We start from the raw sequence: 14393 nt of genomic DNA on the forward strand, positions 1-14393 counted from the left end.
ATTGTATCCATGACAATAATTTGATTGTAATGAATTACTGAGATTACCATCAGCCTACTTAGCGCTCAAGTCTACGAGCTATCTGTATAAAAAGTGAGGTCTAGTGGTGAATTTAAATACATATAAAGCAAATCTTGGTTCGGTTTCTGGTTGGCTAAACGGATTATTGGGAGTGATCATTTTTAGTGGTTCGTTACCAGCAACAAAGCTCGCCGTAATCGACATAAATCCATTTTTCTTGACCTTCCTGCGAGCATCCATTGCAGGTCTCCTTGCGACGATTCTAATCTTCGGGTTTCGACAACAGCGCCCTCATACGTCACAAATGTTGTCTCTAATAGTCGTATCACTAGGCGTAGTGGTTGGGTTTCCTCTGCTCACTGCTATGGCGTTACAACATGTCACATCCGCACATTCAATTGTATTCTTGGGTCTCCTTCCACTTACAACTGCTATTTTTGGTGTTTTACGTGGTGGTGAGAAGCCCCAAAAAGCTTTCTGGATATTCTCTGTAATAGGCAGTGCACTGGTTATAGGATTCGCTCTATCTCAGGGCACGTCTATTTCACCTGTCGGTGATTTGCTAATGCTTTCAGCCATCATTGCCTGCGGATTAGGATATGCTGAGGGCGCTAGACTGACACGTGTTCTGGGGGGATGGCAGGTAATCAGCTGGGCACTGATTATATCTTTACCTTTTATGTTGATTGCCTCTTTATTAACGATGCCAGAATCGTTCAAAAGTATTGGTAATACAGCTTGGTTCTCGCTGTGCTATGTTTCACTGTTCAGTATGTTGATTGGCTTTATCTTCTGGTACAAGGGATTAGCTATTGGAGGTATTGCTTCTGTCGGTCAATTACAGCTTTTACAACCATTCTTTGGGTTGGGGTTGTCAGCAATGCTACTGCATGAAAGTGTCAGTCCTGTAATGATACTTATCACTCTCGGGGTAATTCTGTGTGTAATTGGGTCTCGCAAATTCGCCTGATAGTGGTATTTCCCTATAACAAATTTAATATTTAGCCCACATCGGGCTAAATATTGTCAGCAGATCCTATTTTGAACATTAGATAAATTGGTATGGGAAGGTCGCTCAGTTCGGAGCCTAGTCTGTCTGAATCGCTTCGTCTCGTAAAAACAACAATTTTGTACAATCATCACGCTCAATGAATCGTTATTGTGTAACTAAAATATACAAATGGACTACGTAATGACGACATTACTTATAGCAATGGGGACCTTCGCCTTGAGCACTTCGATCTCTCCTGGCCCAGTCAACATATTGGCAACCGTAACTGGAGCAAATCATGGTTATGTACGTACAATGCCGCATATTACTGGAGCGACTTTCGGGTTTGTTTCTATTCTCTTCTTATTGGGCTTTGGGTTGTCTAAATTCATCACCCAGATCCCTTATCTGTCGGAAAGCATGACATTTTTAGGTGGAAGTTTTCTTTTGTACCTTGCCTATAAAGTGGCTAGCCAAAAACCGACAACAAAAAATGAAGATACTGAGTTAAACAGTGCTGCCCCTTCATTTTTACAGGGTATGATGTGCCAGTGGCTCAACCCAAAAGCATGGATTGTTTCTCTCGCTGGCATTTCGGTTTTTTATACTGGCCAAGATTTAAAATTAACCGTGCTACTCCAGTTTTGCGCAATATTTTTTGTTATCTGTTATGCGTCGATTTCTGTTTGGGCGCTACTTGGAGTTACTATTCGTACAGTGTTAGAAACTCCTTCACAGTTGAGGCTATTCAACCTTTCTATGGGACTATTACTAGCGACAACTGTTCTATATACTTTTTTTACGTCTAGCTAAAAAAGAGCCAGTTAATAAAGTGAAGCCACAGTTCTATCGTTCAAGCGTAGTACCTGTTGAACTACGCTGCTCCACAGGTACTAAGGCGTGCTACGGCAAGCATACTCATGACGAATTTTCTATTGGTTCAGTAGATGGAGGACATAGCGTCTATTTTAACACCAATACCGAGACGCAGATTGGTGTGGGTTCTCTTGTCATCGTGAATCCACTGGATGTTCATTCATGTAATCCAGCACTAGATACGGATTGGAGTTATAAAATGCTTTACGTATGCCCGAAATGGTTAGGTTACATTCAAACAATGACGGTAGATAACCCGTCAAAAAACTTTATTCCATTTTCTCAAATACATACTGACGACCCTGAGCTCTACAGGCAGTTTCAATCCCTAGCAAGCTCCATTATCGCCAACACCGAGAACATGAGAATAGAGGAAGAATGCATTATGTTCTTCTCCCGTTTATTCCATGAGACCAACACAGGCGCACTAAACAAACCGATACCAAGAATAAATATTGTAAAGGCGTATAATTATATTTGTGATAACTTCAAAAAATGCATTTCAGTCAAAGATATTGCTCGAAACTCTGGGTTAAGTGAATACCACCTCATCCACGCATTTAGAAAGTCGTACGGGATAACTCCTCATGCAATGCAAGTCTCTATGCGAATTAATGAAGCTAAAGCGTTGTTGAAAAAAGGACAAGATATTGCGGCTGTTGCGAGTGAACTTGGTTTCAATGACCAAAGTCATTTTCATCGCAACTTTAAGAGACTCGTTGCGGCCACTCCTGCCGAATACAGAAAATAAGGAAAATGTCATTTTCCGATAACTAAAATTAAGTCAAAGACATCTTTGTGGAAACACTGTAGCTGTATGCTCTAGCACAGTTTGGGGCATTTTTGATTTAGGAATGGCAGCGTATCGACTGCGATCGCTGCCATTTTAGTATGATACTTTAATACTCAGTATGAATCTTTATTACTTGGTATTAGACTTTATTACTCTCTCACATCTGCTTTAATCTGCGGTTTTCTTCCTCAAGCTCTTTTAGCCGCTTGATATCAGAGCTTTCCATGCCACCGTATTTCGATTTCCAATTATAATAAGTGGCGTCAGCAATACCGTATTCACGGCAAACGTCCGATACTTTCCGGCCGGTTTCCACTTCTTTTAAGATCTTAACGATTTGTGATTCTGTATAACGTGACTTTTTCATAATGGTTCTCCGTTTAAGTCAGTTTAAACGCGAGAACTCTAAATGGAAATGCACCTATTTTAGGGGATGTTTACACTTCACTGAAACCACTTAGTCCTTATTAGGCATAGTTAAAATAGTGCTTCATGAAAAAATCCAGATGACATACTCTTTCTAGAGCTCTTTCCTCAATTTGCTTCCATAATATTGGCAAATAATTCTTAAGAACTTTCGCATCCGATTGGTGGTATACATCCTCACAGTCCTCGGCGGCGGCTTTTAGCCACTCAGAGGGGGGTAAAATTGTGAGTCCTTGATGAAAATACTCTGGAATGGCTGCACATATTGATTCTTCGTTACCGCTAGCTACATAAATTGTGACGCCTTCACCCGTCGCATAGTAATGGCTAACACCGATATAGAACATATCAAGACCTCGCTAACGTATTGTCTAATATTAAAAATATTTATTACAGAAATGCAGCGATTACACGCTCTCTGAAATTTCCTAAGTTCAACTGCCCAGAAGAAGCTGAGTACGCAGATATGGTTGACTGTTGTTCCGAACGTTCTTTATCCCAACTAAGCTGTATTTTCCCAATATCAGTTTTTCTTTTTTGTTGATCAGAGAAATAAGCTCGATCTGACGAAACAGAAACTTGATGTCTATCTTGCAAATTATCTGGCTTAATATACAAACATGAGTCCGGAATATCTTGTTCGATATGCTCTGCAAAACTCACCAGACTTTCTTCAGCAAATGTGTACAACCATGCCTGCTGATTCGAGGATTCATTAGTTCTCAAAATTCGTCCTAAGACTTGTCTGAAATAAAGTTCTGTCTTCACATAACTTAAATGGCAACAAACTTGTAGGCGCGGAATATCCGTCCCTTCACTAATCATTCCGACACTGATAATCCATTGAGTCGTTCCGTTCCGATACCCATTGATTTTCTCTAATGGATTTTCATGATAGTAAGTGACTATCTCTGTGCTTTGCTCATATGTCTCAGCCAAAACTTTCTGAATTTCGATTGCATGTCCGACAGATGAAGCAACAACCAGACCACCGGCATTAGGGTTATCTATACGTATTTCTGCAAGTTTTTTGCAACCAAGACCAAGTACATAAGTCATTGCATCAACATTCTGCAAAATGCTTTGATAAGGAGTTGCTGACTGTTTTAAAAGGTCAGGAATGGACGAAAATGACTTCGATTGTCCGCTTTCCAAAATAGACAGATGATCGTTATCGATTAATACAATTTTAGGTGAGCGACAGACCTTATCTATAATCGCTTGCTTTAAACCATATTGGTAATCACACTGGATACGGCCTTCTACGTCAGAATACTGTGCTAATGTAATTGGCAGTAAATCTGACCGCCAGGGAGTGCCTGATAGGGACAATGTAAACGCAGCAATTCCTTGAATCTGTCTCAGAACCTGCTCTCCCCATACATTGGCATTTTCAACTTCATCACCTGAACAATGGTGAATCTCATCAAACACGACCAGTACACGGTGTTTTTTTATCGTTTCCCAAAAGCTATCTCTAAGGTATTTCATGCTCTGATAAGTAAACGATGCACCTATTGAACCGAGCCCTCCGGTAAAAGAGCATCCCAATCGCCATGAAAAGGTATTTTTGATACCTTCAGCAATCGTTAATGATGGAGAAAAACAGAGGACTAGGTCTATTTTGTCTAAGTCGTACAACCTTTTAGCGATTTCGGCAGCGGTTACCGTTTTTCCAGCCCCAGGAGTGGCCTGAACCTGAAAATGTGAATGTCCAGCGAGATATTTTTCTAAAGCCAGTTCAACACACTCTTCTTGCCATAGCCTTAACATTCTGATTTTCCATTATTAGTAAGTTTGATAGCCTGATTAAGCACATTAATCTTGGCAAGATATCTGACAGACTTTTCTCTGGTTTCTTCTGAGAGTCTTAACAATGATGATTTCTGTGAGGGTAACCTTTCAGACAATAGTTGAAATTCCTCAATCTCAGCTAAAGCTATCGCTAATTCAGCTTCATATTTTCGTCTTTCCAGAACAAGCTCATCAAGACTAAGAGTTTTATCACGGCTACTTGTTACCGCTTTTATCTTTTGTGACTTTCGTTTTTTGGGCTTAAATTCAGTCGCCTTGAACATTTCTGACTTGTGATAGGTTTTATTGCGTCCTTGACCTTTGGTCTGAAGCAATCCTTTTTGCTCTAACAGTAATAGATTGCGATAAAGAAATTTACGTGCTTCTACGACGTCTTTGAACTTTCCAGTTATTTTTAATAGTTCATCCCGTAAACAGGGTACCGTCAACCCATCAAGTCCCTTTTCTATGAGTAGGGTATAGATATATTCATTAAGTACTGTTTTATTCGTCATAAGAGTTCAAAGTTAAACCAAAATGCGGATTATAATCCGTGGTTATATGATCCGCAATACAGGATAGTCTTTCATTTTGAGAATCCATAGAAATGAAAGACCTAGCAATCAAATTCGGAGAAAACTTACGAGCAATGCGTAAAGACAAAGGTCTATCTCAAGATAGACTTGCTAATTCAGCAGACATCGACCGAAGTTATGTCGGTCGAATCGAAAGAGGAGAGGTTAATATAACCCTGGAAAAAGCCTACCAGTTGGCAAGTATTCTTGATTGCGATGTGCGAGATTTATTGCCTTAATAGCAGTAACCCCATGGTTTATTGAATGGAAGTAAACATTAAGCGATATCATTTAGTTTATTAGTTTACGTCGATAATATAATAATTATTGCTCGTGTGTGATTTTGTTTAAAAGCCCAGATTTGCTTTAAGGTCAATTGGCATTCTCTCAATTGACAGGTCTAGCACTTCTTTAGTTGTGAGTAATTTAAGGGTGTTGTATTTCTTTTCAAGACTTTGGTGGCTCACAACTACCGCCTCTTTCTTTTTCCTTCTGAGACCAGTTTTTTTTCGTTGTAATTGCTTCTTTTGTTCGACTTGATGCAACGTTAGAAGCTCATCGTTAACCTCATCAAAAAAAGCTCGAATATGAGAACTGAAAGATGAGGTATTAAAAATACTTTGTGCTGAAACGCCCACCTTTTTTTTAACATTAGACTTCTTCAACTGGTAGAATTTCGGCGTTTTTTTGGTTTCGACCTCACCAAAATCCTTAATTGCAGCCTCAGCTTGTACCTTCAGTTCAAGGATCGCATGGTAAGCTCTGTAAGTGGTATGCTCCTTATCATCAACCACCCAAGAGGGCGTAGTACTCTGATCAACCGTTGAATCACCATCCAACGAATCAAGGAAATCACCAGTGAATAGTTCATCAAGTTCATTCGTAGCCATATTGTTCTGCCTCCACTGCCATTTTGTGTTGTATTGAATCAACGGCTTCCTCTATGGCTGACAGTATTTTATCTACACTCTCTCCGTTTCGACTACTTCTGAGCTCTTTGATTCGCCTCCAACTAGACGTCAAAGCTGGAAGATGTGATTCCAGTAAAAATCCAATCCCGTTAGGTTGCATTGCCTCTTTAACCATTGGTTGAATCGTTTGCCAAATACCTCGGATATGCCCTTTTGTAATCCACGCGTTGATACAATCTAAACAAAATTCAAGCTTTGCATCCTGTGGATTTAAACTCCCCATTTTGGCGCACTTAGCACGACTTTCCCCACCATCACGGGGAATACACACTGCAAACCGACTGGACTGGATTTCGATGATTCGTCCAGCAATACTTTCTCGCAACGCTCGTAACTCACTCTCAGTTTTAACCTGAGTCAGCCGGGTGGCCTTTTTGACAAACCGAGAGAACCCTCCTGAGTGTTGCTCATCAAACTGTTCCGATTCAATAATTAGCAGTTCAATAATTGAGTTTAAATAGCGTTGTTTTGCAGATGCTACCAGACCTCTGGCATCCTTATCTCGCAAGTACGCCATGAAGAACGAGTTATCCAAGTGGCAAAATTGGTGACGTATGACAGCGCCTACATCGCCCTGATAGCGAGTTAATACTGCCTCTGCCCAAATATGGCGAAAGGCGTGAGGCGATGGGAAACGTACTCCTTCCAATACCTCAGAGTTTATATCTCGCATAGTTTTAAGATCTTCAAAGTTTACCGTACCTGACTGAAGCAATTCCTTCGTTTCACTCGATAAATACCTATCGATAATTGCTTGGTGCTCATCATTCTGAACTGGGTTACCTTGAGAGTACGCCACTATAGATTGTTTAAATTTTTGTTGGGCATCACTTCCAGCAAAAGATGTATGGGACAAACGAAGCCAGTCTCTTCTTACTTCCTTTACCGAAGATAATAGATGTCGATAGCGTGCGCTGCCAACTGGATACTTCAATGATAAAGCATCAACCTCCTTTTGTTCTAAGCACGTCAACTCGCCACTCTTGTGTAGCAGCCCATTTAATCGAACAATCTCCTTGAAGGGCTGATAATTATTGACAAACCCCACCCAATTTGCCGTAACTCTGTTTTCTATGTACATTTCTGATTGATAGGTTTTTTCTTTCTTCCTTGAGCTTTTATGGGCGTAAAGACAGGGTTCATCATGTTCATGTCCAAATAATTCATTTAGCTGCGCCGCAACCTGATAGCATTGTGAGGTCACTTCCCTGTCGATTTTTGTGCCGCCATTAGTTTTCGGAACGAGCCATTTTAACTTGAATCGAAAAGGAACATAGGCATTATCTAGAATATCCAGATTTGGCTCTGCCCTTATGGCGCTCAAGGGAAACCCGTACTCAGATTCTCTATACCCTGTCCATGCGACTACAAGAGCCGTCATAGCGTGAAGTTGCGTATTTAGCAAAAACTTAAGCGATTTATAGGTCTTAAAGACTGAGGTCGCCATCAACCCTGTAGCCCACTGCTGAATTTCGGTCAGGCATTCCTTATCAGTTAGTCTTTGCTGGTTCACTTTAAATTGCATCTTGGCGTAAACATCCTCCACACTAATCGAACTTAACAACTGATTATCAATAAATGATTTATCTAGTGAAGACAGATAACCATTCCAAACGTCGTCTGCCGATTTGTGTCCCTGTAGCCCCAGATATTTTTTCAACATCAGAACTCGAATAACCTCAACAGCATCAAATCGAGCGCTTAAACCTAGCTCTATCACTAACGATTCAATATTTTTATCTCTCAATGAGCAAATCGCTTCGAAGTGTTTACCATAACTGGCAACAAGCGCTTTCTCTGTTAAAGCCTTTAGCTCTTGATGATAGATACCATTGGTTGTAATCCGTGACATATCCAAGTCACCACCTAAGACGCCAGTAAACATAGCTTTGATAAGTCGATGTCTCGATGCGGAATCCGAGATTTCAGCCTTGTCTATTACCTCGACCACCTCACTGATTGCTTTTTTACATACTACGGTATAAAGAAAATTAGTCTGGTAAACATGGTTCAAGTAATCCACATAATACTGCCCTAGTTCTAACCCTAAAAAGTTGTAACTACCTCCCTTTTTAAACTCAGTCAACGTCATGCAGTATTGCGATTGACACACCTCATCTAAGCTCTTTTCAACCTTCTTCTGTGTAAGATTCTGTTCAATCACTCCAACAACACCAATGGCCAATAATTGGTTCCTCAATTTTGGTAATTTCACCGGTCTAATGGAACCTAGATACGAAGGTGCCGATACTCGATTAAAGAAACCATTTTCATTGATTGATCTCGCCATGAACGACGTCCAGAAGTTATCGAGAGAAGATACTCTCAGCGCTATTTCATGGTTCTCTTTAAGGTAAGCAAAAATTTGCATCACCATTTGATAAGCAGGCTGTACAGATTGTGAGCTTTTCGGTGTCAACACACCTGAACAAAACAGTTTTGCATACTCTTTACTACTCAATACACATTCACTTTCGTTCTTTTTAAAGATGGCGGGGGAATCAAGGTTAAAAATTGGTAAATCGAAAACTGAAAAGTCAATTGGAGTGATTCTTTTTCCATCGGAAAAATACCATACATCAGCATAATAATCTCCACGTTTACTCATGAAGAACTGGTTCGCCAGCAACTTCTGATTCTGGTCATGCCATAATGAATCAATCTGATTGTTTAATACTGTTAATACCATTCCCCCCCCTATCATAATGAATGAAAGACGCTAATCACCACGCCATTTTTAATCATTTCATCAAATTGCTTTCTACCAATCTTCTGAGAGTGCTTACTCATTTTTCCTAATGTGACCTCCATCCACTCGACCGTTGGCATCACCGTTTTAAAAAGTAAGTCAGGGTTGGTTGAGAGCAGTTTTTTATAGTTCTTTTTAAACTCATGAAGGTAGTTGAGCATCCTGAGCACGGTTAACGGACTATCTAAGACATAAATTGGGGCTAGAGGCTCATCAATTTTATCACTTAAGGCGAGGACCCCAACCTCATTCACCTTGCCTTGGGCACGTCCTGTAACAAAGCGCAGCCTTGCACTCATTTCTTCACTCTTGTATGAAATACCCTCAGATACAGTCATAAACTCACTGTTAAATGCTGCGACCTCTTTTTTCTGCTCTTCGCCCTTCTCTTGATTGAAGTCCAAAGTGAAAACGTTTTGGATCAAGTCGAACATCACTTCTCGCGTAATACGTCCGGCGCTATTCATCCACTCCTCGTTATCCTCCGTGAGATAATTGATTTTTTCTGTTCTATTGGTATGCGAATTACGATTAGTCAGATAATGGTAGGTATAAGGGTCACTAAACGCATGAACTGCGCTATTTTTAATCGCTTGTAGACCAAATAGCGACTTTTGACAGGGGGACTCAGATTTCCCGACTAGTTCAATCCTCTCCTTCAACGGGGCTTTTTTCGGGTTTTCAATGACATTCTCCGAATGAAGACCATGTTTTATCAGTGAACAGTACACAGAAGGTAGGATAAAGGGGGTATTATTTTTGCTATGCGTCACTCTTAAAGCGGTATTAATACCATCACACTGAAGTAATAATCTGAACTTGCCTGTAAGTGAGCGCATTCCTATAGAAATAGTTTGCTCAACTTGAGTGTATAGTTGTGCTTCCTTTGGCATTCCATCGAGATAAGACAGCAATGCCTGCCCCTCAACTTCTCTAGAGGAAAGAGAGCGAGTGGTATGAAAAACTCTAGCTCGCCCTTTGAAATACTCACACTCAATCTGAGTGACTCGTCCCCCCACACGAATTTTTCTAAAGGATTCGGGAGTCAATTTTGGAATATCGTAAGGCTGAACTGTCAGGCTCGCCATTAACCAGCCAAACATCATGTTTTCCACATCAGTGATTGCCTGTACCTCACCATGCGATAAAGAACGCAATATTTCCAGTGAAAACAAACAGCTTCTATTAACTGTGACATTGGACCTGCAAACCTCACAGTTAACCTTCCGTTTGTTAACTACCTTATTTAGGAATACGGCATCACACGCCTCTTGAGAGGTTAGTGTTTCTAACAACAAAGAATAAGCCTTTTCGCTAGAAGCTCCGGATAACAGCAACATATCTAAAGCGCCTATTGATAATTTCGAATTATCACCATTTTGATGGTATGTACTGATGGTGTGATATAGGATATTACCCATATATTCTTGTTTTTTTGATCTTGTTAAAGATGAAAAATCAGCCCATAACCATTGCGACAATTCAGGAAGAGCCTTTTGAATCAAGACACTTAACGCGAATTTATATTTGTTCAATTCCAGAATCACAGTTGCAGCAGTCAAGTTCAGAGAATTTACCGCTAACTTAGGCGAAGCAAGCGCGGAATAGATATCTTTACCAACTCCAATATCATCGCGTCTTAACCAGTCTAGCTCACCAAAATAACTGGCAATTGATTTCTGAGATTTATTTAGGTTTGGACTTACCTTCGTTTTTCTCAACTCCCTTATATATTCGTAATCATCTAAGCTAACCTCAACTCGAAAATCAGCCGATTCTATCGCGTAGTTCAAAACTGTCATGACCGAATTTAACGGGCTATTGCCACCATGATTCCCCAGTTTATCCATACGATAAGCTTCATACCGCTTCAAAATTTCATAACGATTTTCAATAGGGTATTCATTCAACCACTCAATAAAAAAACGAGCCCCTTTTGAAAAAATTTCTTTGGAACTTATTGAAGCTTCTTTATCAAAGAAAGCATAGTTATATGCAGCAATCACCGCCTTGTAGATCACAACCTTATCTAACTGAGACCAGTCCGTCATAGTTATAGTATACTCAGAGTTGTTACAACTTTGAGGTACGAAAAGAGACGTCGTACTATACGGCTGCTCTAGTGGTATTATTGCTTTATTTGACTTGAACTCGTCTGCAAGTAAATTTTCGATTTCCGCGCTTCTTAGTGGTCGTTGAAGATTGTTTAAGTCACTGTTACGCACTTACAACATCCCTCAGCAATGCTTCTCGCTCCCCACAAGCATGGATATAAATTTTTGTTGTTTGGTTACCATGCTTACCGTCGACCTTGTGACCAAGACGCCGAGCGGTTTCAATGTAAACTCTTGATTCTGTCGTAATTGACTCGAAATTCTTTTTGGCAGCAACACATAAGTCATAAAATATATCAGTCCCAAACGAATGCCTTAAATGATGGTAAACATTTGCCTCATCTAACGTTTGGTAACCTGTGTAAGCCTCTGGATTTTCACTCATCACCTTCAACAGCTTTTTGAGTGTCTTAGAAAAAGTGGCACTTCCATACCTTTTGCTAATAACTTCGCCTTTCGTGTGATTAGTTGAATTAGAAACAAGTAAATGATTTGAAACTGATTCTGGACGTTCTGTATTATAGTAACGCCCCATCAATAACAGATGTGCACGAGATATATAGAGTGTTCGTGCGGAACCGTATTTCGCAACAAATGATGGAAGGTGATACTCAAACTCTTCTTTATCCGGTGATTCTCTCAGTTTATTAAATAAACTCCGCAAGCCCTCGCGCTTTTTGCCATCAGCCTGAAAATCATCTAGGTAAAACCCTTTATTTTCGGAGGTTCGACAGCCGAGTTCACCACCATTTCTAAGAACGATTTCCTCTAACAAACTATCAGTATGCCTATAAAGAAGCTCCCTTGTTGCAGGAAGAAGGTATTTAACAATGAGGGTAGATTTGTTGTTCGATCTTGCTAACGCCCTATATTCAGCAAACACAAATATTTTCTTATAGTTATTATCAAAAAAATGGGTCAGCCAATTGTAATAGCTACGCAGAGAGTTTATAGCCTTGTGGACGACTACTTCACTTTTTTGCAGTTTTACAATTAGATATTCATTAATGTATTCATTAATAAACTCGGCTGGAAGGGCTGTGTGCCAAGCAAGGGTAACTGAAGGGTGGCCGTATTCCTCTACCCACTCTAAGAACAGGCCAAGTTGTTGACCACGTTCGTATTGAGCATAACCTCCAATTTCCACCTCTTTGAGTAAGAACTCAAAGACACCAGTAACTTCAACACGTTTTTTTTCATGGATGACCGAAAGGCCAGTCACATGCGTGTATCGACAATAGAGACAAGGCAGAAGAATAGGAACATCGTCATCATAAAGATAAATCCAATGACCGTTATGTAACTTATCGCAAATGCGCTGCATACATTTTCACCCAAACATTATCACCTTAAGGTTTAAATATAGTAGGCATTATTTAACTTACAAATTTTTCCAAAAATTAACACCTGCGAGTTAAGAAACAATCCATATCAACATGAATAATTTTACGCTCAGTCATAAACCAACACCGCACAAAAAAATGCACAACAATACTGTATAAAAACACAGTTAAATGATAGCGCTAAATTACCCTTATACCAAGTAATACGTTTTCTCTAGATAAAAAAATACCTTAATCCGAAGACTAAGGTACTTATATTCACTAGGTCTAACCACGCTTACATAATGCGTTTGTCTTCCCATTTTGCTAATTTTTCAGCACGTAACGCCGCTTTTGCTTCACGTTTTTTACGCGCATCACAAGGTTCCGGGCAGTTACACACTTTATCGACACCAACGGCACCAAGACCGCCACAGCTGCCTTTGACCACTTTCTTTTGAAAGATGTAGCCCACTGACATCGCAGCAATCACAGCCACAAAAATTAAAAATGTAATACCAAAAGTTGCCATAAAGCACCCCGATTATTGTTTGTCTTTCAAATACGGTTTAAACGCATTTGAACTGAATTCTTCAAAGCCATTTTCTGTTTTCACAATATACAATACAGGAATATTGTGAAGGTTGGCGATACGTAGCCCTTCTTCCTCACCGAGAACCATCAAACCTGTTGATAAGCCGTCAGCAGTCATACTGGATGGATCCAAAACCGTCACAGACACGACCTTATTATTAATTGGTGTGCCGGTTTTCGGATTAATGATATGTGAATAGCGTACGCCATCTTCTTCAAAGTAATTACGATAATCCCCTGAAGTCGCGATAGCCATATCACCCGGTTCAATGATATTTTCAACAGAACGCTGATCAACAACCGGTTTTTCTACCGCAATTCGCCAACGCACACCATCACGGTTTTTCCCTTTCACACGAATTTCGCCGCCGACTTCTACCATGTAATTGTGAATGCCAATAGACTCAAGGTAATCTGCCACTTCATCCGTACCACGGCCTTTCGCAATACTAGAAAGATCGACATACAGTTCAGGAATATCTTTAATCAGCGCATCACCGGTTTCACTAAGATGCTCAATACCTGTAATTGCACGTCGTTCCGCTAATTTTTCTGGTGTTGGAACGACATCGGGGCGATCTTCTGGTCCAAAGCCCCATAAATTCACAATAGGTCCAACAGTAACGTCCATTGCGCCTTCGGTGAGCTTGTTAATACGCAACGCTTCACGAACTACAGTCGCGGTGTCCTTTGAAACTACAAACGGCTCACTGCTCTTATGCTGGTTAAAGCGGCTTAACTCTGAATCTGGACGATAAGTCGACATTTCATCATTCACCTTCTCCAGCACTTTATCGATCTCAGCTTGTAAAGTTTCAGGGGTCGGTTGGCCTTTTTGAACGATGTACTTCACATTATAGCCCGTGCCCATCGTAGGACCGGAAATATGAACTTGTTCTGCGGGCTTAGAACAGGCTGCCAAGAACATCATAGTGGCAAATCCTAGAACCCCAATTTTGAACGACCTAGCAAGTTGAACGGCTTTTCTCTGCACTTGCTTACTCCTTTGCGATATAACGAAAATGATTGGTAATAAACACGAGCAATTTAGTAACTTGACTTAATTACATCGCCAGAATCTATGACTCAATAATTCTTCAATCTCTGTCTATTTTAAAAAAGAATGGCTGACTTAGATAAGTCAGCCATTTTTATCAGTAACTTAGT

The 14393-nt window shown here is 40.3% G+C and carries 13 protein-coding genes and 1 pseudogene; 4 read left to right on the forward strand and 10 right to left on the reverse strand.

Going from position 1 to position 14393, the window contains the following annotated elements:
• Window positions 1–106 precede the first annotated feature (106 nt).
• The 3 genes from Vgang_RS08765 to Vgang_RS08775 all read left to right on the forward strand — a co-directional run bounded on the left by Vgang_RS08765 (window position 107) and on the right by Vgang_RS08775 (window position 2639).
• Window positions 107–991, forward strand: a complete 885-nt coding sequence (locus tag Vgang_RS08765) for a DMT family transporter (protein ID WP_211294134.1) — start codon at window positions 107–109, stop codon at window positions 989–991.
• Window positions 992–1213: 222 nt separating this feature from the next.
• A complete protein-coding gene (locus Vgang_RS08770; RefSeq protein ID WP_264923425.1) occupies window positions 1214–1825 on the forward strand; it encodes a LysE family translocator in 612 nt (203 codons plus the stop codon).
• Between the two features lie 19 nt (window positions 1826–1844).
• Window positions 1845–2639, forward strand: a complete 795-nt coding sequence (locus tag Vgang_RS08775) for an AraC family transcriptional regulator (RefSeq protein WP_105903196.1) — start codon at window positions 1845–1847, stop codon at window positions 2637–2639.
• Window positions 2640–2841: 202 nt separating this feature from the next.
• Here Vgang_RS08775 and Vgang_RS08780 read toward each other — a convergent pair.
• The 4 genes and pseudogenes from Vgang_RS08780 to Vgang_RS08795 form a co-directional block, all read right to left on the reverse strand.
• A pseudogene (locus Vgang_RS08780) lies at window positions 2842–3048 on the reverse strand (transposase); the annotation flags it as partial.
• Between the two features lie 100 nt (window positions 3049–3148).
• The gene (locus Vgang_RS08785; RefSeq protein ID WP_105903197.1) at window positions 3149–3454 is read right to left on the reverse strand and encodes a hypothetical protein; all 306 of its coding nucleotides are present in this window, start codon (window positions 3452–3454) and stop codon (window positions 3149–3151) included.
• 43 nt (window positions 3455–3497) lie between these two features.
• Window positions 3498–4880: a DEAD/DEAH box helicase gene (locus Vgang_RS08790; RefSeq protein ID WP_105903198.1), complete on the reverse strand. Its 1383-nt coding sequence runs from the start codon at window positions 4878–4880 to the stop codon at window positions 3498–3500.
• Window positions 4874–5416 (reverse strand): hypothetical protein, encoded by a 543-nt coding sequence (locus Vgang_RS08795; protein ID WP_105903199.1) that lies wholly within the window; start codon window positions 5414–5416, stop codon window positions 4874–4876. The genes Vgang_RS08790 and Vgang_RS08795 overlap by 7 nt, the downstream gene beginning before the upstream one ends.
• Before the next feature lie 92 nt (window positions 5417–5508).
• Here Vgang_RS08795 and Vgang_RS08800 point away from each other — a divergent pair, with 92 nt between their 5' ends.
• A complete protein-coding gene (locus Vgang_RS08800; RefSeq protein WP_105903200.1) occupies window positions 5509–5715 on the forward strand; it encodes a helix-turn-helix domain-containing protein in 207 nt (68 codons plus the stop codon).
• 108 nt (window positions 5716–5823) lie between these two features.
• Here Vgang_RS08800 and Vgang_RS08805 read toward each other — a convergent pair whose 3' ends face one another.
• From Vgang_RS08805 to Vgang_RS08830, 6 genes are all read right to left on the reverse strand, one after another.
• A complete protein-coding gene (locus Vgang_RS08805; RefSeq protein WP_105903201.1) occupies window positions 5824–6366 on the reverse strand; it encodes a hypothetical protein in 543 nt (180 codons plus the stop codon).
• Window positions 6353–9136, reverse strand: coding sequence for a hypothetical protein (locus tag Vgang_RS08810; protein WP_105903258.1), 2784 nt, complete (start codon window positions 9134–9136; stop codon window positions 6353–6355). Before Vgang_RS08810 ends, Vgang_RS08805 begins: the two co-directional genes overlap by 14 nt.
• Window positions 9137–9147: 11 nt before the next feature.
• Entirely contained in the window at window positions 9148–11247 is a 2100-nt protein-coding gene (locus Vgang_RS08815) for a hypothetical protein (RefSeq protein ID WP_245879963.1), read from the reverse strand.
• Between the two features lie 166 nt (window positions 11248–11413).
• Entirely contained in the window at window positions 11414–12634 is a 1221-nt protein-coding gene (locus Vgang_RS08820) for a hypothetical protein (RefSeq protein ID WP_105903203.1), read from the reverse strand.
• Between the two features lie 296 nt (window positions 12635–12930).
• Complete coding sequence (nqrM, locus tag Vgang_RS08825) at window positions 12931–13164, reverse strand: (Na+)-NQR maturation NqrM (protein ID WP_105903204.1); 234 nt, start codon at window positions 13162–13164, stop codon at window positions 12931–12933.
• Window positions 13165–13176: 12 nt separating this feature from the next.
• Window positions 13177–14157, reverse strand: a complete 981-nt coding sequence (locus Vgang_RS08830; RefSeq protein WP_105903205.1) for an FAD:protein FMN transferase — start codon at window positions 14155–14157, stop codon at window positions 13177–13179.
• Window positions 14158–14393: the final 236 nt, after the last annotated feature.

Source organism: Vibrio gangliei, assembly GCF_026001925.1.
GTDB lineage: Bacteria > Pseudomonadota > Gammaproteobacteria > Enterobacterales > Vibrionaceae > Vibrio > Vibrio gangliei.